Genomic DNA, 22,259 nt, shown 5'->3' on the forward strand with positions numbered 1-22,259 from the left:
GCGGCAGCGCACGCAGGCCGTCGCAAGACCAGGCCGCCATTAGGCCATCACTTGATGCGGAAAATCATGTCGACATTCTGCGTCCAGCGCAGCACCGTGATCGACAGGAAATCCTTCTCGCTGGTCTTTGCCTGCGCGCGGCGATCCGGATTGTAGTAATCGGTCGGCATCAGGCCGACCGCCTTGGTCAGGTTGCGCAGCGGACTGGACGAGATCGCGGTGACCGGTCCCACCTTTTTGCCGAAGCCGGCGGCCATGCCCTCGGCGCGGCGCAGCGCATCCTTGATCGCTGCGGCGGTCAACTCCTGCTCGACCTTGATGCGGTCGCTCTTGCCGAAGGTGGTCGACATATGGTCGATGTTCTTCATCTCCAGCAGCGCCTGCATGATGGGACGCCATTTGGTCAGGTCGCGCACCACGATGTGCACCGAACTGCGGATATCGTATTCCGGCGTCGCGGCGGGGTCGGGATTGGCGGACTTGCGCATTTCCTTGCGCATGTCCTGCACTTCAAGGACGGCGGCGCTGTCGCCTTCGGGCGGCCCGGAATGCTCGACCAGCAGCGCGCGGATTTCCTCCACGCGGGCCTGGATCAGCGCCACGGCGGCGGCCGGATCAGCATCGAAGGCGCTGACGTCGAAGTCGATCTCGCCCATGTCCGGCGCCACCATGACGAAGCCCTCGCCGCTGACGTGGATGAACGGGTAGGTCGGCAGATCGGCCGCGCGGACGGCCGATGGCAACAGCGCCGGCAGCAGCGCCAGTACCAAGGCAAATTTCTTCAGCATGGACAAGTCCTTAAAGTTAAGGACTTAGTATGCTTTGTTTTTTATTAATTTTCAATTTGCAACGAACGTTTTTTGCTTACTTGCCTTTGTTGATTTCGGTAAGCAGCACGAACACCTCGTGGCGGATGGCCGGCTCGGCCGCCTTGAATTCCTTGTTGGCTTTAACGAACGCCGGCTTTTTCTGCTCGGCCTTCTCGGCCGGGGTCGGTGTCGGGTCTGCCGCGTACATGCGCGGACCGCCGTTGTAGGTTTCCTTGAGCAGCCGCTGGCCATAGCTCGACTGGTAATAGCGCGTCATCTCCAGCGCGGTCTCGGTGCTGACCAGGCGCGCCACCGGCTGCGACAGGCGGGTATAGACCATCTGCGGCGTCAGCTTTTCAACCTTGGCCATGGTCAGCTCGCGCTGCGCCGGGCTGGGAAATTTGCTCATGCCGGCGGTCATGCGCAGCAGTTTTTCGGCCTGCATCGACACCAGCAGATCGTGCGCGGCCTTCACGCGTACCGCGTCGGGTGCCGCCGCCGGGGCGGAAGCGGGAGCGGCGGCGCTGGCCCAGCCGGCGATCGACAGGGTGGCCACGGCGAGGATGATGCTAGGTTTCATGTCTACTCCTTGGGTTTTGGAATGAATTAATGTTGGCACGCATCATATTGCGAATTCAGTAAAATTGCTCGACTGATTGACATCGTTACTTGCAGGTAGAATGTCGATTCCCTCCAGACTACCGGCTCAGATCATGCTCACCACACCCCTCAGCGACGTAGAATACGACCAACTCGACGACATGCTCCGTGACATCGGCGAACAGGCGATGGACGTCTCGGCGCTGGAAGGCTTGCTGACCGCGCTGGTGGTTGGCCCGCGCCCCGTGCCGCAAACGGTATGGCTGGACAAAGTCTGGGGTGGCGGGCAAGCGCGCGGCACCGAGGCGGCGACCGGCCTGGTGCTGCGCCATCTCGAATACATGCGCAAATGGATGGTGCAGGACCCGGGCAGCTTCGAGCCGATCTACGAGTGCGGCGGCGCCTGGAGCGCCGAGGCGTGGACCGCCGGCTTCGAGACCGGCATGGCGCTCGACGCGGAAGGCTGGGCCCCGCTGCGGGCGGCCCATCCGGAATGGCTGGCGCCATTCCAGCGCCAGGGCGACGGCTGGGAAAGCGCCGTCACGCGGTCGGTCATCCAGATCAACGCCCACTGGCATCCCGAACCGGTGAAGACCGTCAAGGTCGGCCGCAACGATCCCTGCCCTTGCGGCAGCGGCAAGAAATACAAGAAGTGCTGCGGCGACGGGAAATAAACCCTCTCACTTGTTCAGGTCGGGATACCGCTCCAACAAAGCGCTGGTGACGCCGTTGGTCCAGCCGAAGCCGTCTTGGGTGGGGTATTCACCACCGCCGCCGCTCTTGCGCTCCTCGACGTCATACTTTTCCAGCAGCTTGCCGGTCTCGGCCCAGGTCCTGGCGACCGTGCCGACCCAGCGGCGGGCGATGTCGTGCGCGAGCTCCTTGTGACCGTAGCGGGCCAGGCCATCGACCGCAACCCATTGCAGCGGCGCCCAGCCGTTGGGCGAGTCCCACTGCTGGCCGTTGCGGACCAGCGTGGTGCGCAGCCCGCCTTCGGCGAGCAGCTCGGCCTTGGTCGTGGCGGCGACCGCGTCGGCCTGGGCTTGCGTCGCCATCCCCACCCACAGCGGATAGAGCGTGGCGGCGCTGCGCACGGTGGTCGGCGCGTTCTTGACGAGGTCGAAGTCGGCATAGCGCCGCTCGGCGGTGACCCATAGATGCTTCTGCACGGCCGCGGCCCGCACTTCCTTGGCGCGGTGGAATTGCGCCGTGCAGGCGGTGTCGCCGGCAGCCTTGCAGCGCCGTTCGATCTCCCCTTCCAGCTGGTACATCAAACTGTTGAGATCGACCGGCGCGATGGTCGTGGTGCGGATCGTGGCCAGGCGCGCGGGATCGTCCAGCCAGCGCGACGAGAAATCCCAACCGCTTTCGGCCGCAGCGCGCAGGTCGCGGTACACCTCTGGTGCCGGACGCTTGCCTTCGCGCGCGGTGGCCACGTCCTCGCCCAGCGCCTCGTCGCGCGGCGTGTCCTTGGCATCCCAGTAGCGGTTCAGGATGGTGCCGTCGGCCAGGCGCGCCACGCGCTCGCAGGCGCCGGCGCCGGCCTTCGGCAGGCACCCTCTTCCGCGCATCCAGAACGCGTGTTCGGTCTTGAGCGCCGCGAGCACCTTGGCGTCGTCGGCGCGGTCGCCGAGCGGCTTGAGCTGGGTCATCGCGGCGAAGAACGGCGGCTGCGATCGGCTCAGGTAATAGCTGCGGGTCCCGTTCGGGATAAAGCCGTAACGCTCGATCAGGCTTTTAAAATCGACGATCATCGAATCGACCAGGTCGCTGCGATGGTCGGCCTTCAGGCCCAGCATCGTGAAGTACGAATCCCAGTAATAGATTTCGCGGAAGCGGCCGCCGGGCACGACATAGTTCGCCGGCAGCGCCAGGGCCGACGACCATTTGGGCGGATCGAGCGGTGGGCGGGTGAGCACCGGCCACAACGAGGCGATGTGCTGGCGCAGGGTGACCGTGGTAGGCGCCGGCAGCGAAAAATAGCGCTCGACGAAGGCTTTCAGGGCGGCCGCGTCCTTGGGCTGCTCGCGCTGGTACTGTGCAAGGATGGTTTGCGGATCTTCGTTGGCGACGGCGTCGGCGAAGGTCTTGGCGTCGGGATAAATGCGCGCCGCCTGCACCGCTTCGAACAAGGGGCCGAAGAGCTCGTGGGGCGTCGCGACGCCCGCGCTCGGCTTAAGCGCTTGCGGCGACGCCGCTTCCGGCGAGCGCTGCGCCATGGCGGGCAGCGCCGCGCCCATCAGCAATGCGCAGGCAAAGATTCTCGAGTGTTCCAAAGTCAATGACCGGATAGTTGCACGTTCCATGTTTCCTCCATTTCTCCACGCTAATGCTACGCGATCCTGGAAAAAACATGTTTTTTGCGCAAGCCAACCGTGCCGCTAATCGTCCGTCAGGCCACAGGCACGTGTAAAACATTGGCGCAGCCACACACTGGAGGGATCGCCGTGGGCCCTCGGATGCCAGGCCATCGCCAGGCGGAATGAAGGGACGGCGAAAGGAAGCTCCAGCAAATCGACGAAGCTAGCGTAGCGCTGCAGCAGATGCCTCGGCAACGTGGCGACACAATCGGTCTGGGACAGCACCAGCGCAACCTGGTTGTAATTGGGAACTGCGGCAACGACGTTGCGCGCATGGCCCAAGCTCGTCAAAATCGAATCGACATGGGTGACGAACTCTGCACGCGAGGACACGACGACGTGACGTAGCGCGCAGTACTCCGGCAAACTCGGGGCGACAAGTCCACGGGGATGAGCCCGCCGCTGCGCCAGCACGAAGTGATCTTCGCGGAGAAATTTTGCTTTCAGCGTCGCCGGAACCCTTTCTATATCCCCGAGAAACAGGTCAATCTCGCCGCGCGCCATGCGCTCGACGATGCCAACTTCGTCGGGCGGGACCACGGCCATACGTAATTTGGGATTGTCGTACCGCATCAATATCGACATGACGTCAAGCGCCAGAATAGTGAACACACTATCGTTGGCGGCGATCGTGAATGTTCTTTCCGAAGCGGCCGGGTCGAAGTGATCCGGCTGGGATACCGCGTCGCGCAATACCGCCAGTGCGTCAGTCAATCGGGGGCGTAGCGCGATCGCTTTTTCGGTTGGCACCATGCCACGGCCGGTCTCGGAAGGGACGAGCAGCGGATCCTTGAAAATGTCGCGCAGCCTCGACAAATGGCCCGATAGTGTTGACTGACTGATGTGCATGCGCTGGGCGGCGCGCGTCACGTTCAGTTCATCCAATAGCGTATCCAGCGAGATCAGCAAATGCAGCTCTGAACGCTTCATATCTAAGATGGCGATACCTCCTATTGAAACTACCCACTAACCGGCAAGCTGCCGCCCACCGTACACTTGTTTCCAGCCGAACTGATCGTAACAATATATCCCAAATTCTTCTACGCGAGATTTTACTAGCCATGACTACACTACACCGTATCGCCGCCTCGCTATTTAGCCTGGTTGTAGCAACCGCCACCGGCGCAGCAACCGCGCAAACGCCGGAACCACCAAGAATCGGCCATATCCAAGCCGGCTTCCAACATGTCCGGGTCGGTGACCTTGAAGTGATCGCCTTATCGGACGGGACAGTACCGATCCCGGCCGATAAGCTACTGACAAACACGACGCCGAAAGAGGTAGCGAACTACCTTGCCCGCGCCTACCAAGGCACCGACGTCGACGCCTCGGTCAACGCGTTCCTCATCAAAACCGCCACCCGCCTCATAATGGTGGACGCGGGCACCGGCGAGCTGTACGGACCCGGCCTGAACAAGCTGACCGTCAGCCTGAAAGCGGCCGGCTATGGCGCCGAACAGATCACGGACATTCTGATCACGCACATCCATACCGATCACACCGGGGGCCTGATGGATGGCCAGCGCCTGGTGTATCCAAACGCAACGCTGCACATAGACCGCAAAGAAGTCGATTATTGGCTGAGCGCCGCGAATCGGGCTCGCGCGCCGGACAGTGCTAAGAAGTACTTCGACGAGGCGATCGCCAAGGTCAAACCGTATGTCGACGCCGGCAAGGTAAAAACGTTCAGCGGCGAAACTCAGCTGTTCCCGGAAATTCGCACCATCCCCGCACCAGGGCACACCCCGGGACACACCTTGTATCTCCTTGAAAGCAAACAGCAAAAGCTCATGTTCTGGGGTGATCTGATCCACGTGGCCGAGGTTCAGCTACCCAAGCCCGCAGTCACGATCGTGTTCGATGTCGATCCGAAGGCCGCCGCCGCAACGCGCAAACGTGCGATTGCCGACGCGATCGCCGGCCGCTACCTGATCGCGGCAGACCATCTCGCCTTCCCCGGCATCGGCCACGTTCAAACCGACCGCAATGGCTTTCGCTGGATTCCAGCGCCCTATGTGAACGATCACCACGGCGCGCAACGATGATGGCCTTGGCTTTTCGACGATTGCACTTCGGTGCATGGCTTGCGCTGTGTTTTGCCGTACTCGCAACCCAACCACAGACCGCCAGGGCCGAGGATAGTATCGAGGCGACGGCAGTGGCGCTGCGCGAGCGTGCACTTGGCGACGACACCGCCTTCAACATCGTCGCATCTCTGACTACGGAAGTTGGCGCCCGTCCGGCGGGCTCGCCCGCCGATGCACGCGCCGTGGCGTGGGCGGTCGCCAAGTTCAAAACGCTCGGCTATGACAAGGTGTATAAGGAAGCGGTCACTTTTCCCGTGTGGCGGCGCGTTTCCGAATCCGCCTCCGTGACGTCCCCCGCCCCACATCGCCTGGCCATCACCGCCCTTGGTGGGAGCGTGGGGTCGAACGGAACCATTCAAGCCCACGTGGTGCAGCTACGCAATACCGATGAACTGCAGCGGGCGACTGCCGCATCAATCAAGGGAAAGATCGTGCTCCTGACGCAGCGCATGGAGCGCCGCACGGACGGATCGGGCTACCTCGACGTGTTAAGCATGCGCACGAATGCCGCGTCGATCGCGGCCCGCAAGGGTGCGGTTGCCGTGCTCATCCGCTCTCTGGGGACGGACAACAACCGCCTGCCGCATACGGGCAGCGTTGTCTACGACGACGGTGCGGCAATCCCGGCCGCCGCGCTTTCCGGTCCGGATACCGATTTGCTGGAGCGCCTGCTCGCCTCCCGCCGTGCGGTGGAAATAAAGCTCGATATTGCTGTCGATACTAGCGCGACTTACACCTCGCATAACGTGATTGGCGAGATCACCGGTCGCGGCGAGCATCCGGGCATTGTGATGCTTGGCGCCCATCTCGATTCCTGGGACCTTGGAACGGGCGCGGTAGATGACGGCTTTGGCGTGGCCGTCACCATGGCTGCCGGCGCATTGATGAAAGCGCTGCATGCCGAGCCGTCGCATACGGTCAGGGTTGTGCTGTTCGCCAACGAAGAGAACGGTTTCCATGGCGCGAAACATTACGCGGGGAGGAACATCACCGATCTTCGCAATCACCGTATCGCCGTCGAAAGCGATTGGGGTGCGGGTCGGATCTATGCTTTGCGCCACTTTTCGCCAACGCCTGCCCTCGCCGAGGCGATGCGGCGCGTCCTCGGTCCGCTGGGCGTAGCGCTGGACGGCCAAGCGGGCAACCCTGGGCCCGATGTTGGATTCGTTGCAAAGCAAAACGTACCTTGGTCCCAGTTGGCGCAAGATGCAAGCAGTCTGTTCGACCACCACCATAGTGACAACGACACCTTGGACAAGATTGATCCTGCGGCCCTCCAACAAAACGTTGCCGCATATGCCGCATTCGCGTGGCTCATGGCAAACTGAACATCCCGCAGGCCGCCCTCGCGCGAGTACGCGCGAGTCTTCGAATCCCACGCGCGAGCTGCGCTCGCTCCTCTCCGGAAATGAAAAAACCCGCCGAAGCGGGTTTTTAATATTACTGGCGGAGAGGGTGGGATTCGAACCCACGGTACGATTTAACGTACGCTTGATTTCGAGTCAAGTACATTCGACCACTCTGCCACCTCTCCTAATGGTCCTGCACCGCCTGTTCGGCGAAGGCAAGATTATATAACAAGCCGCCATCATTGCGGAAGCTTTTGAGTAACGTTTTTTACACCGGCAGCAATGCTATGCGATAAAAAAACGAACGCCCATGAAAAAACCCGCCGAAGCGGGTTTTTCTAAATACTGGCGGAGAGGGTGGGATTCGAACCCACGGTACGATTTAACGTACGCTTGATTTCGAGTCAAGTACATTCGACCACTCTGCCACCTCTCCTTTTCCCGCGTCACTGCTGCGAGAAGGCAAGATTATAGCAGCCCGCAGCAAAAAAGGAAGGACTATTTTTTAAGCCTTCAGATGCGTCAGGCCGCCCATGTATGGACGCAGCACTTCCGGGATCTCGACGCTGCCGTCGGCCTGCTGGTAGTTCTCCAGCACGGCGACCAGGGTGCGCCCCACCGCCAGGCCCGAACCGTTGAGCGTATGCAGCAACTCCGGCTTGCCCTGGGCGTTGCGGAAACGCGCCTGCATGCGGCGCGCCTGGAAGGCTTCGCAGTTCGACAGCGACGAAATTTCGCGGTAGGTGTTCTGCGCCGGCAGCCACACTTCCAGATCGAAGGTCTTGGTGGCGCCGAAGCCCATGTCGCCGGTGCACAGCGACATCACGCGGTACGGCAGTCCCAGGCGCTGCAAAATCGTTTCGGCGTGGCCGACCATTTCGTCCAGCACGGCGTACGAGGTGTCCGGATGCACCACCTGCACCATTTCGACCTTGTCGAACTGGTGCTGGCGGATCATGCCGCGCGTGTCGCGGCCGTAGCTGCCCGCTTCCGAGCGGAAGCATGGCGTGTGCGCGGTCATCTTCAGCGGCAGGCTGTCGGCCGCCAGGATTTCGTCGCGCACGATGTTGGTCAGCGACACTTCCGACGTCGGGATCAGGTAGAAGGTCTCGCCCTCGCCTTCGACGCCGCCTTTTTTCACCGAGAACAGGTCGGCTTCAAACTTCGGCAACTGGCCGGTGCCGCGCAGCGAGTCGGCGTTGACCATGTACGGCGTATAGCACTCCGTGTAGCCGTGCTCGTCGGTGTGGGTGTTCAGCATGAACTGCGCCAGCGCGCGGTGCAGACGGGCGATGCCGCCTTTCATGACCGAGAAGCGCGTGCCGGTCAGCTTGGTGGCCACTTCAAAGTCCAGGCCCAGCGGCGCGCCGACGTCGACGTGGTCCTTCACTTCGAAGTCGAAGCTGCGCGGCGTGCCGACCTTGCGCACTTCGACGTTGCCCGATTCATCCGTGCCTTGCGGGACCGATTCGTGCGGCAGGTTCGGGATCGCCTGCATGAAATCGGCCAGCTTGGCCTGCACCGCCGACAGCGCGGTTTCATTGGCCTTGAGCTCGTCGCCCAGGCCGGCCACTTCGGCCATGATCGCCGTGGTGTCTTCGCCCTTGCCCTTCATCATGCCGATCAGCTTTGACTGCGAGTTACGCTTGCCCTGCAGCTCTTCGGTGCGCGTCTGGATCGCTTTCCGTTCAGCTTCGAGGGCGTTGAACGCTTCCACATCGAGCTGGTACTTGCGGGTCGCCAGGCGCGCGGCGACGTTGGCTATATCTTTGCGGAGAAGTTGGATATCAATCATGGGGACAAGTGCCGTTTGTATCGAAAACGTCAATTGTACCAAGAGGATGCCACTTCCTTGCGAGTTTTGAGCAGCCCGCCGGCTGGTGCAACCGCCGGCTTGATTACAGGGCGGCTTTTTCGGCGGCGGTCAGGCGCTTGGCAGTCACGGTGACGACCGGCATGTCGGCCTTGACGGTGGCGACGTGGGCAACGCTCCGGTCGGCGGCGATCTTGATCGCGGGTGCGTCGGCGGCGGTGGCGAAGGTGGTGGCGCCTGCGATGATGGCGACGGTGACGAAGATGGTTTCCATGTTTTTAGCGATGTTCATGATAGCTCCCTGGGGTGGTGGTTTCGACCGACTTATGTCTGCCGCTTTGGTATGGTTGTACTGTACCTAAAGGGCCTATGCGAAACCACCGGGATGCGACGAAGCGCCGGAAACGGCGGATGAAGTGCAAAAAGCGGTGCCCGGCCGAAGCATCGGGACGCTTGAGATACCACGGAGGCACGTAGGGCGGATTAGCGCAGCGTAATCGGCCAATGCGTGCGCCGTCGAGACATCCAGATTAGATCAAGCGGCGGTGCGCAGCGCTGGCGCGTCGTCGGCGAGCCTATGGACCAGCGCGCCTAGCTTGGCAACTGCAGCCTCCACCTGCGGACTCCACGCGTTGCCGCAATTGAGCCGGATAAAGTTGCTGTATTTGCCAGACGCCGAGAACAACTGCCCCGGCATGCAAGCCACCCCGGCCTCGTGCGCGCGCTGGTGCAGCACCAGCGCGTCGACCTGCTCCGGCATGCTGACCCACACCACGAAGCCGCCCTGCGGCTCCGACACCGTGCACTGCTGCGGGAACGCGGCGCAGACCGCGTCCGACATGCGGGCGATGCGCTGCGACAGCGCCCTGCGCATCTTGCGCAACTGGTTCTCATAGGCGCTGCCGGTCAGGAACTCGGCCAGCACCGCCTGGAAGAAGTGGCTGGTGGCGCCGCTCGACACCATCTTGAGCACCGCCACATCCTGCGCGTAGCGCCCCGCCAGCACGTAGCCGACGCGCGCCCCGGGACTGACCGCCTTCGAAAAGGACGAGCACAGCATGACGTGGCCGCTGGTGTCGTACGCCTTGACCGGCCACGGCCGCTCCGGCGTGAAGCACAGCTCGCCGTACACGTCGTCCTCGATCAACGGTACGTTGTGCCGCGACAGCAAACCCGCCAGCCGCTTCTTGTTCGCCTCCGGCATGATGCAGCCGAGCGGATTGTTGGCGTTCGGTACGAAGAGCACGGCCTGCACCAGGCCGGCGTTCATCGCCAGCTCGAGCGCGTCGATCGACGGCCCGGTCTTCGGATGGGTGGGGATTTCCAGCGCCTTCATTCCCAGCGATTCGATCAGCTGCAGCAGCACGAAATAGCTGGCCGATTCGATCGCGACGGTGTCGCCGGGCTTGGCGACGGCGCGCAGGCACAGGCTGATCGCCTCCGTGCAGGAGGTCGTGACGACGATCTCGGCCGGGTCAAGGCGCCCCCAGTCCAGCGCCCTTCTCAGGATCTGGCGCGTGAATTCGGGATGGTTGGTCTCGTAGCAGCTTACAGAGCTCAGCAGCGCCGAATCGCGCCGCGCCACCGCCGCCACGATCTTTTGCATGCGCTTCATGGGCAGCAGCTCGTCGAGCGGCCACGCCGAGCCGAGCTGCACGACGTCGGGCTCCTCGTTGGCCTTCAGCACCCGCATCAACAGATTATTGATGCCGACATAGGCCGGCTCCTGCAGGTGCACGGCGTCGGTCATCACCGCCATCGTGCGGGAACGGTGACGCACGTAGTAGCCCGCCTGCGGCCGGGCCTCGATCAGGCCGCGATCCTCCATCAGCCGCAGCGCCTGCATGACGGTGCTGACCGACAGACGCTTCTGCTGCGCCAGATGACGGATCGACGGCAAGCGGTCGCCGGGCGCGAAGACGCGGCCGGCGATCAATCCGCCCAGTTCGTTGGCTAGCTGCTCGTACAAATTGATGTGCATTTCGATATTGTGGCCCAGCCCCACCCTCCGCCGACAGGTACAGCAAGCAATCATTTTGACCATAACAGTTTAGCGAAATCGCCTCTGTGATGGTAACAATTTCGATTCGCTGCATCTGTTATGGTCGGGCGCCGCTGCGTATTCTGGTTCCATCATTCACGTGCAGGAGCAATCATGAAACCGCAACTGGTCACCGTACAACAAGGCTTGGCCGAATATCGTTTGACCCAGGACCATCCGCTGCGCATCGCCAACGCGGCCGGCCAGCAGATCGAATGCCTGGATGGCACGGCCTGGATCACCGCCTATGGCGAGCACACAGATTTCATGCTGCGCCGGGGGCTGACGTTCGAGGTGCCGAATGACGGCCTGATACTGATCGAGGCGGCCGGAACTGGTGTGGTGCGCATTCGCCTGCCTGCGCAAACCGCCGCGCCGGTGGGCTGGCGGGGGTTACAAAACAAAGTTGCCACAGTCCTTTCCGGTCTGCATCTGTAGGATTTCACCTACGCAACTAATCGTGCGCCATGCACTCCTCGATAATATGTACAATGCGTCAACAATACAGCCCGAGGAGAATAATTTGAAAAACCAATTTCTGAAGATGGGCGCGATGAGCGCATTGATGGTTCTGGCCGCAGGTTGCTCGACGCTCGGCGTTGGCGGTCCGCCAGCCGATGAAGCGCCGCCACCGGCCAACCCGAACTTCGCCGCCGAAATGGACAAGTTCAACAAGCAGTTCCCGAACGACAAGGCGACCAAGTACGAAGAGGTTTCGCTGAACTATAACAACGCGAAGAAGCTGGACGAGAAAGGCAATTGCCATGACATGTCCAAGTATCCGGTTGTGATCGTGCTGACCCTGGATGCGTCCGGCAAAGTAACGAAGAGCACCACCGACGTCGAGAACCGCAAAGCCGCGTGCTTCCGTGACGCGTATGCCGGCGTGCAGCTGCCAGCGCCACCGTTCGCGCCGTATTACAAGCCGATCAAACTGCGTTGACGCAAGCTGGGCGCCTCGCTTTGGCGCCTCGTTCGGCCGCAACGCCGGAATGAACGCATAAACACGTAGGGCGGATTAGGCGGAACGCCGTAATCGGCCATGTGTGAGCCGCCAGCGGCGCATACATGGCCGATTACGCTTCGCTAATCCGCCCTACGTGTTTCCACGATTCGCATCCGCCTCAATGCATGAGATCAAGCCGCCGCGTCTTCGCCGGCGGCTTCTTCTTTTGCGGCCGGCTTTTCCAGCCATTCCAGCACAGCCTGGTTGAACCCGTCCGGGTCGCGCACCATCGGCCAGTGATCGGTGTTCATCGCCACCACCTTGCAGCCCTCCTTCGCCGCCAGCTTGTCGCGCCACTGTGTCGAGTGGAACATGAACGGCTTGCGCATGCCGTAGATGAACAGCATCGGCACCTTGGGGAAGAACGGCACCAGCGACCGGTACGATCCCGCCGCGCCCGCCGTCAGGATGTAATACGGGAAGTTCATCGCCGAGCTGATGTACTTTTTCGGCGCCGGCACCTTCATCGCGTTCACCATCCCGCGCGTGATCATGTTGCCGATCGGCCCGCCGATGGCCCAGGCCAGCGACAGGATGTTCTGATAGCCGCTGACCATCAGCTTCTGTCCGAACGTGCGCGAACGGTCCGTGGCGTCCGAATTGGCGTCGCCGATGTCGACGCCGACGATCGCCGACACCAGCCCCTTGTTACGCATATAAAACTCATAGCCGAACACGCAGCCCCAGTCGTGCAGCATCAGCGTCACCTTCTGCTTCTGGTTGACGGCTGCGACGATGTGCAACAGGATGCGCATCGTCGCGTCGAGCGAGTACGCGCGGCGCGGCTTGCCGAGGTCGAAGCCCGGCAAGGTGAAGCGCACGCAGCGATAGCGGCTCTTGAGCTCCTCGACCTGCGCATCCCACAGCCGGTACGTGTCCGGCCAGCCGTGGATCATGACGATCGTCTCGGAACCCTCCACCCCGCCTTCGATGTACACGTCGATATCATCGACCACGATCACTTGCTGCATGCTGTTCCTCAATTCTAAAAATTAACCCGCCCGCATTTAGCGATACGAAAGCATCGCCGCTTAGGGGTCTGACCCCAAGGGGTCAGACCCCGCCTGGCAGTGCGGGTCGGCGATCAGTGTTTACCGGCGTCTTCATCGAGCTTGCGCAGGAAGGCCATCTTGTCGGCGATCTTGCTCTCCATGCCGCGCGGCACCGGCTGATACCAGCCCGGCTCGCGCATATCGTCCGGGAAGTAGGTTTCGCCAGCCGCGTAGGCATGCGGTTCGTCGTGCGCGTAGCGGTACTCGTGACCGTAGCCCAGTTCCTTCATCAGCTTGGTCGGCGCGTTGCGCAGGTGGACCGGCACTTCGCGCGACTTGTCCTTCTTCACAAACGCCATGGCCTGGTTGAAGGCGTTGTAGCCGGCGTTGCTCTTGGCGGCGATGGCCAGGTAGATCACCGCCTGCCCCAGCGCCAGCTCCCCTTCCGGCGAGCCGAGCCGCTCAAAGGTGGCGGCGGCGTCGTTGGCCAGCTGCATGGCGCGCGGATCGGCCAGGCCGATGTCTTCCCAAGCCATGCGCACGATGCGGCGCGACAGGTATTTGGCGTCGGCGCCGCCGTCTAGCATGCGGCACAGCCAGTACAGCGCGGCGTCCGGGTTCGAGCCGCGCACCGACTTGTGCAGTGCCGAGATCTGGTCGTAGAAATTGTCGCCGCCCTTGTCGAAGCGGCGCGCGTTCAGGGTCAGCGCGTTCTGGATGAACTCGCTGGTGACCTTGTTGGTCTTGGCGGCGTTGGCCGCCGTGCTGGTTTGCTCCAGCAGGTTGAGCAGGCGGCGGCCGTCGCCGTCGGCATAGCCGATCAAGGTGTCGATGGCGGCGTCGTCGAACTCCAGATGCGCCAGCACCTTGGCGCGCGCCTTGGCGACCAGTTGCTTCAGTTCGTCCTCGTTGAACGATTGCAGCACGTAAACTTGCGCCCGCGACAGCAGCGCCGAGTTGACCTCGAACGAGGGATTTTCCGTCGTCGCGCCGATCAAGGTGACCAGGCCGGACTCGGCGTACGGCAGCAGCGCGTCCTGCTGCGACTTGTTGAAACGGTGGATCTCGTCGACGAACAGGATGGTGTGCTTGCCCATCGTCAGATTCTGCTGCGCCTGCTCCATCGCGGCGCGGATATCCTTCACGCCCGAGAATACGGCCGACAAGGCGATGAACTCGCATTCGAAGGCGTTGGCCGTCAGCCGCGCCAGGGTGGTCTTGCCGACACCCGGCGGCCCCCACAAAATCATCGAATGCGGCTGGCCCGACTCGAACGCCAGGCGCAGCGGCTTGCCCGGCCCCAGCAGGTGGTGCTGGCCGATCACGTCATCGAGCGTCTTGGGCCGCAGTGCTTCGGCGAGCGGCTGGCGCGGTTCTGTTGCAAATAGGTCAGCCATAGTGTCTCAGAATGGAAAAACGCCGCAGCGTCGCAGCTGCGGCGTTATCACTGCATACTTTAATCTTTAATTATTGAACACGTCCGCGCCTTTCGGCATGACGAATTTAAAGCTCGTCGCAGTCAGCGCGGGATTTTTCTCGAATTTGCTGAACGTCAGCAGCGAGGTCTGGCCGAAGGAGTCCTTCAGTTCCATCGCTTGCGGCAAGCCGTCGCGCAGGCCGATGCTGATTTGCTCGAAGCTGGTGTCCTTGGCTTTCGGCACGGCCTTGAGCCATTCCATGCCATCCCTGGTGCCCGCTTCCGACAGGGTGAAGTTCTTTTCCAGATCGTTGCTGCCGAACAGAATCGCCGCCGGCGACGAACCCAGCGCGCTGCCCAGCTGCTTGACGGTGACCTGGTTCAGGTCCTTGTCGTAGACGTACAGCTTTTCGCCGTCGGCCTGCAGCACCTGGTCGTAGGGTTTCACATACGTCCAGATGAACTTGCCCGGACGGGCGAACAGGAAGGTGCCGCTCGACGGCGGCGTCGGCTTGGCGGCCTCGCCGTTGGTGTTCTTGACCTGGCGCTGGGTGAACTCGCCCTTGGCCGCCTTGGTCGAGGCGACGAAGGTCTTAAACTGGTCCAGCGCCGTGGCGCCGGCCGCGCCCGCCAGCAGCAGGCCGGCGGCCAGTGCCGCTACGTTTTTCAAATACTTCATACGTTGTCTATTCCTTGGTTATTCAGCACTGGCGGCGGGCGCCAGGATCTCGCGGTTGCCGTTCGATTGCATCGGCGACACGACACCGCTATTTTCCATCTGTTCCAGCAAACGCGCCGCGCGGTTATAGCCGATGCGCAAATGGCGCTGCACCAGCGAAATCGAGGCGCGACGGTTCTTCAACACCACCTGCACCGCCTGGTCGTACATCGGATCGGCTTCGCCGCCGCCCTCGCCGGCTGCCGCGCCATCGGCGCCGCCCTCGCCTTCCAGGGTGCCGCCTTCGAGGATGCCGTCGATATAGTTCGGCTCGCCCGTGGTCTTGAGGTGCTTGACGACGCGGTGCACCTCGTCATCGGAGACGAACGCGCCGTGGACACGCACCGGCAAGCCCGTCCCCGGCGGCATGTACAGCATGTCGCCCATGCCCAGCAGCGCCTCCGCGCCCATCTGGTCGAGAATGGTGCGCGAGTCGATCTTCGACGACACCTGGAACGCGATACGGGTCGGGATGTTCGCCTTGATCAGGCCGGTAATCACATCCACAGATGGACGCTGCGTCGCCAGAATCAAGTGCAAACCGGCCGCACGAGCCTTTTGCGCGATACGGGCGATCAATTCCTCGACCTTTTTGCCGACGACCATCATCAGGTCGGCCAGCTCGTCGATGATGATGACGATGGTCGGCAGTTTTTCCAGCGGCTCCGGCGAATCGGGCGTGATGCTGAACGGATTCGGGATCAGTTCCTCGCGCTTCTTGGCCTCGGCGATCTTGGCGTTGTAGCCGGCCAGGTTACGCACGCCCAGCTTGGACATCAGCTTGTAGCGGCGCTCCATCTCGTTCACGGCCCAATTCAGCGCGTGGCCGGCCTGGCGCATGTCGGTCACGACCGGCGCCAGCAGGTGCGGAATGCCTTCGTACACCGACATCTCCAGCATCTTCGGATCGATCAGGATCATGCGCACGTCGGCCGGATCGGACTTGTACAGCAGCGACAGGATGGTGGCGTTGATACCCACCGATTTACCCGAGCCTGTGGTACCGGCCACCAGCAAGTGCGGCATCTTCGCCAGGTCGGCCACCACGGCCTTGCCGGCGATGTCCTTGCCCAGCGCCACGGTCAGCGGCGACGGATTGTCGTTGTAGACCTTGGAACCGACGATCTCGCTCAGGCGCACGATCTGGCGCTTGGCGTTCGGCAGCTCCAGCGCCATGTAATTTTTGCCGGGGATGGTTTCTACCACGCGGATCGACGTCAGCGACAGCGAGCGCGCCAAATCGCGCGCCAGGCCGACGATCTGGCTGCCCTTGACGCCGGTGGCCGGTTCGATCTCGTAACGGGTGACCACCGGACCCGGATACGCCGCCACGACCTTGGCTTCGACGCCGAAGTCCGACAGCTTTTTCTCGATCAGGCGGCTGGTGAATTCCAAGGTCTCGACGGACACGGTTTCCTGCACCTCGGCGGCCTCGTCCAGCAGCGACAATGGGGGCAACTGGCCGTCCCCGCTCAGGTCCTGGAACAGCACTGCCTGGCGTTCCTTCTCGACGCGCTCGGACTTGACCACCGCCACCACCTGCGGCTCGATCTTGACCGGCGCAGACACCACGTGTTTTTCCACATGCTTGGCGCGCTCGATGACAACCACTTCCTCGCGCTTGACGGCGGCCACTTCGCCCTGGCGGCGGTCTTCGCGGTACTGGTAGCGCTGGATGAACCATTCGATGCCGGTCTCGATGGCGTAGCCGATGCGCTCGGCCACGGCCAGCCACGACACGTGGAAGAACAGGCTGAAACCCAGGCCGAACAGCAGCAGCAACAGCAAGGTCGCGCCGGTGAAACCGAACGCCACGTGAGCGGAATGACCGATCAGCTCGCCCAGCACGCCGCCCGGCGCGCGCGGCAGTTCCGCGTGCAGCGAGTACATGCGCAGGTATTCGAGCCCGACGCTGCCGGCGAACAGCAGCAGGAAGCCGATCGCGCGTATCAGCCCCTCCTGCGCGTGCTCGGGGTCCGCTTCCTTCGACATCACGTATTTTTGGGTCAGCTGGCGGTAGCCGTTCCAGACCAGGCGCAGCAGGCAAAACGCCCACCACCAAGCGGAGATACCGAAGATATACAGCAACAGGTCCGACAGCCAGGCGCCGGCGCGCCCGCCCAGGTTGGTAACTTTGGGAACCAGGGTCTCGTGCGACCAGCCCGGGTCCATTTTGTTGTAGCTGGCCAGGATCAGAACGAAATACAGGCCCAGCACGGCCAGCGCGAGCCAGCGCGCCTCCGACAGCAGCCGCACCAGCCGGTTTGGCAGTGGTTGGCGCTCGGTCGGGGTGCGGGTATAGCCCGGCGAGGAGGAAGTTCCAGTTTTTGGCACTCGCTCCTGAACTTTTTTACTGCTCATAGGTATTAAGGTGTTGCAACGTTAGCGAGGAGGAAATATTCATATATGGGTATTTTACGTCATCAGCAGTACATACGGCCCGACGATTCATCCTCCAAGCCTGGTTGCACTATAATCTTGTATTGCCTGCGTGAATGCAATGGTTACTGAAACCCGGTCGCCCTTGCCTCCACTCTAAACGCCCCCAAATTCGGATTAATCCAACATATTAAGAAGCCCTCCATGACCACTCCTAAACACGCCCGCGTACTGATCCTTGGCTCCGGTCCCGCCGGCTACAGTGCCGCCGTCTACGCCGCCCGCGCCAACCTGAACCCGATGCTGGTCACCGGCATGGAGCAAGGCGGCCAGCTGATGACCACCACGGACGTGGAAAACTGGCCCGGCGACCCGATGGGCGTGCAAGGCCCGGACCTGATGCAGCGCCTGCTGCAACACGCGGAAAAGTTCAACACCGAGATCGTGTTCGACCACATCCACACCGTGGACCTGGCCGCGCGTCCGATCCGTCTGAAGGGCGACAGCAACGAATTCACCTGCGACACCCTGATCATCGCCACCGGCGCTTCGGCCCAGTACCTGGGTCTGCCGTCGGAACAGGCTTTCATGGGTAAAGGCGTGTCCGCCTGCGCCACCTGCGACGGTTTCTTCTATCGCAACCAGGAAGTGGCCGTCATCGGCGGCGGCAACACCGCCGTCGAGGAAGCGCTGTACCTGTCGAACATCGCCACCAAGGTCACCCTGATCCACCGCCGCAACAAGTTCCGCGCCGAGCCGATCCTGATCGACCGCCTGAACGCCAAGGTCGCCGAAGGCAAGATCGAGATCAAGTACAACCACACCCTGCAGGAAGTGGTCGGCAACGACAGCGGCGTCACCGGCCTGAAGATCCAGTCGACCGACACCGGCGACGTCACCGACATCAGCGTGCACGGCCTGTTCGTGGCGATCGGCCACAAGCCGAACACCGGCATCTTCGAAGGCCAGCTGGACATGCACAACGGCTACATCAAGACCAAGGCCGGCACCGAGGGCATGTTCACCGCCACCAGCGCGCCAGGCGTGTTCGCCGCCGGCGACGTGCAGGACCACATCTACCGTCAGGCGATCACCAGCGCCGGCACCGGTTGCATGGCCGCCCTGGACGCGCAGCGCTACCTGGAAGCGCAGGAGTAACTGTGGGCCTGAAAGACTTCGCCGACCTGAAATCCTTGGCCAAGCAGCTCAAGGAACAGGCCGAGACGCGCGCGGCCGCCGAGGCCGAGCGCGTCAAACGGGAAAAAGTGCAAGCGGTGGAAGCGAATATCTTCCAGTCCAGCGTGGGCGGCGTCAAGCGCATGCCCGTGTCGGACCGCTATGTGCCGTCGCTGCCGAAGTCGGCCGGCGGTGTCGCCGCGCCGGCGCGCAAGCTGACGCAGGCGGAGGACGACGCGGCTGTGCTGCGCGAGTCGCTGTCGGACCTGTTTGAAGTCGATCATTATCTGGAAGAAGACCCGGCGCTCAACTACGCCGCGCCGGGTGTCGGCCCGGACATCGTCAAGAAGATGCGCAAGGGCCATTGGCCGGTGCAGGACGAGCTCGATTTGCACGGCTTGCGGCGCGACGCCGCGCGCGACGCCATCGGCGATTTCCTGCGCAAGTCGGCGATGCGCAACCACCGCTGCGTGTGCGTGATCCACGGGCGCGGCTTCGGCTCCAAGAGCCAGGAGCCGGTGCTCAAGTCGATGGTGCACAGCTGGCTGGTGCAGAAGGAGGAAGTGGTCGCCTTCTGCCAGGCGCGTCCGTCCGAGGGCGGCGAAGGCGCGTTGATCGTGTTGTTGCGCGCCGCGTTGGCACCGCAACGGTAAATTCCGCAACGGAGACACGTAGGGCGGATTAGCGCAGCGTAATCGGCCATGCATGCGCCGTCGGCGGCCCACACATGGCCGATTACGGCGTTCCGCCTCTCAAGTCCTCCGGCAGGAGGACGCTCCTTCGATGTGCCCCCGGGGCGGTTAGCGGGCATCGCCCGCTAACCGCCCTACGTGCCTATTACTTGACTCACACGTAAGTGTTGCGGCATGTTAACCTACGGACATTCCCACTTTGTCCGCATGCCTACATGAAGCCAGTCCCCGTCCACGATTCCCTGATCGTCATCATCGAAATCGTGGCCATCCTGGTCGGTGCCTTCTCCGGCTTCGTCGAGGCGCGCCGCAAGCGCATGGACTTGGTCGGCGTCTTCACCGTCGCCTTCATCACCGCGTTCGGCGGCGGCACCCTGCGCGACATCCTGCTCGACCGCCGTCCGCTGTTCTGGGTCATGCACCAGGAATACGCGATCCTCATCTTCGTGCTGGCGCTGATCGCCGTGCCGCTGATGCGCACCTTGCGCCAGATCCTCTCCGAACGCCTGATCGTCATCGCCGACGCCATCGGCTTGGGCCTGTTCGCCGTGGCCGGCGTGTCGCAGGCGCAGGCGGCCGGCATGCCGTTGTTCATCGCCTCGATGATGGGGGTGATCACCGGCATCTTCGGCGGCGTGCTGCGCGACATCGTCTGCAACGAGGTGCCGATGGTCTTCCGCGACGGTAAACCCTACGCCATCTGCGCCTTCTTCGGCTGCTGGATGTATATCGGCCTGCAGTACACCGGCGTCAGCGACGACTACGCGCTGTGGGTCAGCGCCACCTTCATCACCACCTTGCGGCTGGTGACGTGGAAGTTCGACTTGCGTATCGGACGCCACTAAACTGCGATCAGGCTTTCCGCTCAACAAGGTGATTTATTTACTATTGTTGTGCGAACACGGTTGACCTCGCCTCCCCAAAAAATGACTATTGTTGCAGCGTGCCGGCGCGTCCAAACAACATCTACAACATTCGGGAGACACAATTGGACCACATCACTCTGCGCGCGCTCACCGGCGCGGCGGCGCTGACCCTGCTCGCCGGTTGCGGCGGCGGCTCGGCCGACACCACCAACAACAACCCCAACCGCCTCAACGCCGAGACCGTCGTCTCGGCGGCCGCCGCCGAATCCTTCGGCCTGACCGAGGACGCCAACTTCTACACCGTCGACACCGGCGCCGGCCTGGTCTTCAAGATCCGCCGCACCGACAACGGCGTCAGCACGCAGTCGGCAGGCGACATCGCCTCGATGGTCTACAACGGCGTGCAGTACCAGGACCAGTCGCGCGGCTCGCAACTCAATTCCGGCTTCGATTTCCTGTACACGGGCGTCTCGGCGGTCAGCGTCAGCGCCGCCACCGTCGGCACCGACACCATCAAGATCACGGTGCGGGGCGGCGACCTGACGCACTACTATCTGGCGCGCCGGGGCCAGCCCAACATCTACATGGGCACCCACTTCACCACCGAACCGAGCACCCTGGGGCTGGCGCGCTTCATCGTGCGCGTGCCGATCGCCGTGCTGCCGAACGGGCCGGTGGCGTCCGACATCCGCAACAACACCGGCGCCATCGAGTCCGGCGACGTGTTCGGCATGGCCAACGGCGAGACGCGCTCCAAGCACTATTCGAACATTCGCCTGAAGGACTGGCGCTACTTCGGCGCCACCGGCCCCGGCGTGGGCCTTTGGATGGTGCGCGACAATAACGAAGGCAATTCGGGCGGCCCGTTCTACCGCAGCCTGATCAACCAGGCCACCTCCACCAACCAGGAGCTGACCTACATCATCAACTACGGCGAGGGCCAGACCGAGGCCTTCCGTCCTGGCATCCTCAACACCTACACGATGAGCTTCACCGGCGGCGGCGCCCCGGCCACGCCCGACACCTCATGGTTCGCCGGCATGGGCATGACCGGCTACGTGCCGGCCAGCGCGCGCGGCGGCATCGCCGGGGTGGGCATCGGCAACCGCGCCACCAACCACAACTACACGGTCGGCTTCGCCAACGCCACCGCGCAGTACTGGGTCGACGCCGACAGCGCCAACGGCCACTTCGACAGCCGGGGCATGATCCCCGGCACCTACACGATGACGATCTACAAGAACGAGCTGGCGGTCGACACCCGCAGCGTCACCATCACGGCCGGCGGCATGACCACGCTCAATACGATCAACATCGCCAACGACCCGGGCAGCACGGCGGCGCTGTGGCGCATCGGCGACTGGGACGGCACGCCGCTCGAGTTCCGCAACGGCGCCAAGGTCAGCACGATGCACCCGTCCGATGTGCGCATGGCGTCGTGGACGGTGCCGGACTACGTGATCGGCTCGTCGAACGCGGCGACCGGCTTCCCGGCCTACCAGTGGAAGGACATCAACAACAACACCGTGATCCGCTTTAACCTGACGTCCGGCCAGATCAGGAACTACACCTTGCGCGCGGGGATCACGGTCGCCGCCGCCGGTGGCCGGCCCAAGATCGCCGTCAACGGCTGGAGCTCGGCCAATCCGGCCGCGTCGACCCAGCCGAAGACGCGCACGCTCACGGTCGGCATCTACCGGGGCAACAACACCACGTACAGTTTCGACATCCCGGCCAGCGCGCTGGTGGTCGGGCAGAACACGGTGACGTTGACGGCCATTAGCGGCACCACCAGCACCGGCTGGCTGAGCCCGGGCTATTCGTGGGACGCGGTCGACATGATCCCGGCGCCGTAGCCCCCAACCCCGCGTGCGTTTGACGGGACGCATGCGCCGCCGCTTAGGGGTCGTACCCCAAGGGGTACGACCCCGCTTAGCCGTGCGGGTTGGCAGCC

Annotated in this window: 20 protein-coding genes and 2 tRNA genes; 9 read left to right on the forward strand and 13 right to left on the reverse strand. The window is 62.8% G+C overall.

Annotated features, from left to right (window positions below; all coding sequences use genetic code 11):
* Positions 1 to 47: 47 nt before the first annotated feature.
* Positions 48 to 788, reverse strand: a complete 741-nt coding sequence (locus tag NHH88_23545; GenBank protein ID USX12642.1) for an SIMPL domain-containing protein — start codon at positions 786 to 788, stop codon at positions 48 to 50.
* A gap of 76 nt (positions 789 to 864) precedes the next feature.
* Positions 865 to 1,389, reverse strand: coding sequence for a hypothetical protein (locus tag NHH88_23550; GenBank protein ID USX12643.1), 525 nt, complete (start codon positions 1,387 to 1,389; stop codon positions 865 to 867).
* 133 nt (positions 1,390 to 1,522) lie between these two features.
* On the opposite strand from NHH88_23550, the gene NHH88_23555 reads away from it, so the two are divergent.
* Positions 1,523 to 2,083, forward strand: a complete 561-nt coding sequence (locus NHH88_23555; GenBank protein USX12644.1) for a UPF0149 family protein — start codon at positions 1,523 to 1,525, stop codon at positions 2,081 to 2,083.
* Between the two features lie 6 nt (positions 2,084 to 2,089).
* Here the strand turns inward: NHH88_23555 and treA are convergent, their stop codons facing one another.
* The gene (gene treA, locus NHH88_23560; protein ID USX12645.1) at positions 2,090 to 3,715 is read right to left on the reverse strand and encodes an alpha,alpha-trehalase TreA; all 1,626 of its coding nucleotides are present in this window, start codon (positions 3,713 to 3,715) and stop codon (positions 2,090 to 2,092) included.
* Between the two features lie 75 nt (positions 3,716 to 3,790).
* Positions 3,791 to 4,678, reverse strand: coding sequence for a LysR family transcriptional regulator (locus NHH88_23565; protein ID USX12646.1), 888 nt, complete (start codon positions 4,676 to 4,678; stop codon positions 3,791 to 3,793).
* Positions 4,679 to 4,830: 152 nt separating this feature from the next.
* On the opposite strand from NHH88_23565, the gene NHH88_23570 reads away from it, so the two are divergent.
* Positions 4,831 to 5,814 carry an MBL fold metallo-hydrolase gene (locus NHH88_23570; protein ID USX12647.1) on the forward strand — a complete coding sequence of 328 codons (984 nt, stop codon included), beginning with the start codon at positions 4,831 to 4,833 and terminating at the stop codon, positions 5,812 to 5,814.
* Positions 5,811 to 7,184 (forward strand): M20/M25/M40 family metallo-hydrolase, encoded by a 1,374-nt coding sequence (locus NHH88_23575; GenBank protein ID USX12648.1) that lies wholly within the window; start codon positions 5,811 to 5,813, stop codon positions 7,182 to 7,184. Before NHH88_23570 ends, NHH88_23575 begins: the two co-directional genes overlap by 4 nt.
* A gap of 116 nt (positions 7,185 to 7,300) precedes the next feature.
* Here the strand turns inward: NHH88_23575 and NHH88_23580 are convergent.
* The 5 genes from NHH88_23580 to NHH88_23600 form a co-directional block, all read right to left on the reverse strand.
* Positions 7,301 to 7,390 (reverse strand) — tRNA-Ser (locus NHH88_23580).
* A gap of 161 nt (positions 7,391 to 7,551) precedes the next feature.
* Positions 7,552 to 7,641, reverse strand: a tRNA-Ser gene (locus tag NHH88_23585).
* A gap of 69 nt (positions 7,642 to 7,710) precedes the next feature.
* Positions 7,711 to 9,000: a serine--tRNA ligase gene (serS, locus tag NHH88_23590; GenBank protein USX12649.1), complete on the reverse strand. Its 1,290-nt coding sequence runs from the start codon at positions 8,998 to 9,000 to the stop codon at positions 7,711 to 7,713.
* Positions 9,001 to 9,103: 103 nt separating this feature from the next.
* Positions 9,104 to 9,310, reverse strand: coding sequence for a hypothetical protein (locus tag NHH88_23595; GenBank protein USX12650.1), 207 nt, complete (start codon positions 9,308 to 9,310; stop codon positions 9,104 to 9,106).
* A gap of 243 nt (positions 9,311 to 9,553) precedes the next feature.
* Entirely contained in the window at positions 9,554 to 10,999 is a 1,446-nt protein-coding gene (locus NHH88_23600; GenBank protein ID USX12651.1) for a PLP-dependent aminotransferase family protein, read from the reverse strand.
* Positions 11,000 to 11,173: 174 nt separating this feature from the next.
* Here NHH88_23600 and NHH88_23605 point away from each other — a divergent pair, with 174 nt between their 5' ends.
* The gene (locus tag NHH88_23605; GenBank protein ID USX12652.1) at positions 11,174 to 11,497 is read left to right on the forward strand and encodes a DUF2917 domain-containing protein; all 324 of its coding nucleotides are present in this window, start codon (positions 11,174 to 11,176) and stop codon (positions 11,495 to 11,497) included.
* Positions 11,498 to 11,582: 85 nt separating this feature from the next.
* Positions 11,583 to 12,002 (forward strand): hypothetical protein, encoded by a 420-nt coding sequence (locus NHH88_23610; protein ID USX12653.1) that lies wholly within the window; start codon positions 11,583 to 11,585, stop codon positions 12,000 to 12,002.
* 194 nt (positions 12,003 to 12,196) lie between these two features.
* On the opposite strand, the gene NHH88_23615 is transcribed toward NHH88_23610, so the two are convergent.
* From NHH88_23615 to NHH88_23630, 4 genes are all read right to left on the reverse strand, one after another.
* On the reverse strand, positions 12,197 to 13,036 hold the full coding sequence (locus NHH88_23615; GenBank protein ID USX12654.1) for an alpha/beta hydrolase: 840 nt from the start codon (positions 13,034 to 13,036) through the stop codon (positions 12,197 to 12,199).
* Positions 13,037 to 13,149: 113 nt separating this feature from the next.
* Positions 13,150 to 14,454 (reverse strand): replication-associated recombination protein A, encoded by a 1,305-nt coding sequence (locus NHH88_23620; GenBank protein USX12655.1) that lies wholly within the window; start codon positions 14,452 to 14,454, stop codon positions 13,150 to 13,152.
* A gap of 66 nt (positions 14,455 to 14,520) precedes the next feature.
* Positions 14,521 to 15,153 (reverse strand): outer membrane lipoprotein chaperone LolA, encoded by a 633-nt coding sequence (lolA, locus tag NHH88_23625; GenBank protein USX12656.1) that lies wholly within the window; start codon positions 15,151 to 15,153, stop codon positions 14,521 to 14,523.
* Positions 15,154 to 15,171: 18 nt separating this feature from the next.
* Positions 15,172 to 17,553, reverse strand: a complete 2,382-nt coding sequence (locus NHH88_23630) for a DNA translocase FtsK 4TM domain-containing protein (GenBank protein USX12657.1) — start codon at positions 17,551 to 17,553, stop codon at positions 15,172 to 15,174.
* A 222-nt stretch (positions 17,554 to 17,775) separates the two neighbouring features.
* Here NHH88_23630 and trxB point away from each other — a divergent pair, with 222 nt between their 5' ends.
* The 4 genes from trxB to NHH88_23650 all read left to right on the forward strand — a co-directional run bounded on the left by trxB (position 17,776) and on the right by NHH88_23650 (position 22,161).
* A complete protein-coding gene (gene trxB, locus NHH88_23635) occupies positions 17,776 to 18,729 on the forward strand; it encodes a thioredoxin-disulfide reductase (protein ID USX12658.1) in 954 nt (317 codons plus the stop codon).
* A gap of 2 nt (positions 18,730 to 18,731) precedes the next feature.
* Positions 18,732 to 19,400 carry a Smr/MutS family protein gene (locus NHH88_23640; protein USX12659.1) on the forward strand — a complete coding sequence of 223 codons (669 nt, stop codon included), beginning with the start codon at positions 18,732 to 18,734 and terminating at the stop codon, positions 19,398 to 19,400.
* A gap of 254 nt (positions 19,401 to 19,654) precedes the next feature.
* On the forward strand, positions 19,655 to 20,284 hold the full coding sequence (locus NHH88_23645; protein USX12660.1) for a trimeric intracellular cation channel family protein: 630 nt from the start codon (positions 19,655 to 19,657) through the stop codon (positions 20,282 to 20,284).
* Positions 20,285 to 20,427: 143 nt separating this feature from the next.
* Positions 20,428 to 22,161, forward strand: coding sequence for a polysaccharide lyase family protein (locus NHH88_23650; protein USX12661.1), 1,734 nt, complete (start codon positions 20,428 to 20,430; stop codon positions 22,159 to 22,161).
* Positions 22,162 to 22,259: the final 98 nt, after the last annotated feature.

It is taken from the genome of Oxalobacteraceae bacterium OTU3CAMAD1, from assembly GCA_024123915.1.
Taxonomy (GTDB): domain Bacteria; phylum Pseudomonadota; class Gammaproteobacteria; order Burkholderiales; family Burkholderiaceae_D; genus Rugamonas.

Coding starts and splice junctions, on each gene's coding strand:
- NHH88_23545 (USX12642.1), bottom strand. CDS start 788: ATGCTGAAGAAATTTGCCTTGGTACTGGCGCTGCTGCCGGCGCTGTTG.
- NHH88_23620 (USX12655.1), bottom strand. CDS start 14,454: ATGGCTGACCTATTTGCAACAGAACCGCGCCAGCCGCTCGCCGAAGCA.
- treA (USX12645.1), bottom strand. CDS start 3,715: ATGGAACGTGCAACTATCCGGTCATTGACTTTGGAACACTCGAGAATC.
- NHH88_23570 (USX12647.1), top strand. CDS start 4,831: ATGACTACACTACACCGTATCGCCGCCTCGCTATTTAGCCTGGTTGTA.
- NHH88_23630 (USX12657.1), bottom strand. CDS start 17,553: ATGAGCAGTAAAAAAGTTCAGGAGCGAGTGCCAAAAACTGGAACTTCC.
- lolA (USX12656.1), bottom strand. CDS start 15,153: ATGAAGTATTTGAAAAACGTAGCGGCACTGGCCGCCGGCCTGCTGCTG.
- serS (USX12649.1), bottom strand. CDS start 9,000: ATGATTGATATCCAACTTCTCCGCAAAGATATAGCCAACGTCGCCGCG.
- NHH88_23575 (USX12648.1), top strand. CDS start 5,811: ATGATGGCCTTGGCTTTTCGACGATTGCACTTCGGTGCATGGCTTGCG.
- NHH88_23615 (USX12654.1), bottom strand. CDS start 13,036: ATGCAGCAAGTGATCGTGGTCGATGATATCGACGTGTACATCGAAGGC.
- trxB (USX12658.1), top strand. CDS start 17,776: ATGACCACTCCTAAACACGCCCGCGTACTGATCCTTGGCTCCGGTCCC.
- NHH88_23600 (USX12651.1), bottom strand. CDS start 10,999: ATGCACATCAATTTGTACGAGCAGCTAGCCAACGAACTGGGCGGATTG.
- NHH88_23550 (USX12643.1), bottom strand. CDS start 1,389: ATGAAACCTAGCATCATCCTCGCCGTGGCCACCCTGTCGATCGCCGGC.
- NHH88_23645 (USX12660.1), top strand. CDS start 19,655: ATGAAGCCAGTCCCCGTCCACGATTCCCTGATCGTCATCATCGAAATC.
- NHH88_23605 (USX12652.1), top strand. CDS start 11,174: ATGAAACCGCAACTGGTCACCGTACAACAAGGCTTGGCCGAATATCGT.
- NHH88_23595 (USX12650.1), bottom strand. CDS start 9,310: ATGAACATCGCTAAAAACATGGAAACCATCTTCGTCACCGTCGCCATC.
- NHH88_23555 (USX12644.1), top strand. CDS start 1,523: ATGCTCACCACACCCCTCAGCGACGTAGAATACGACCAACTCGACGAC.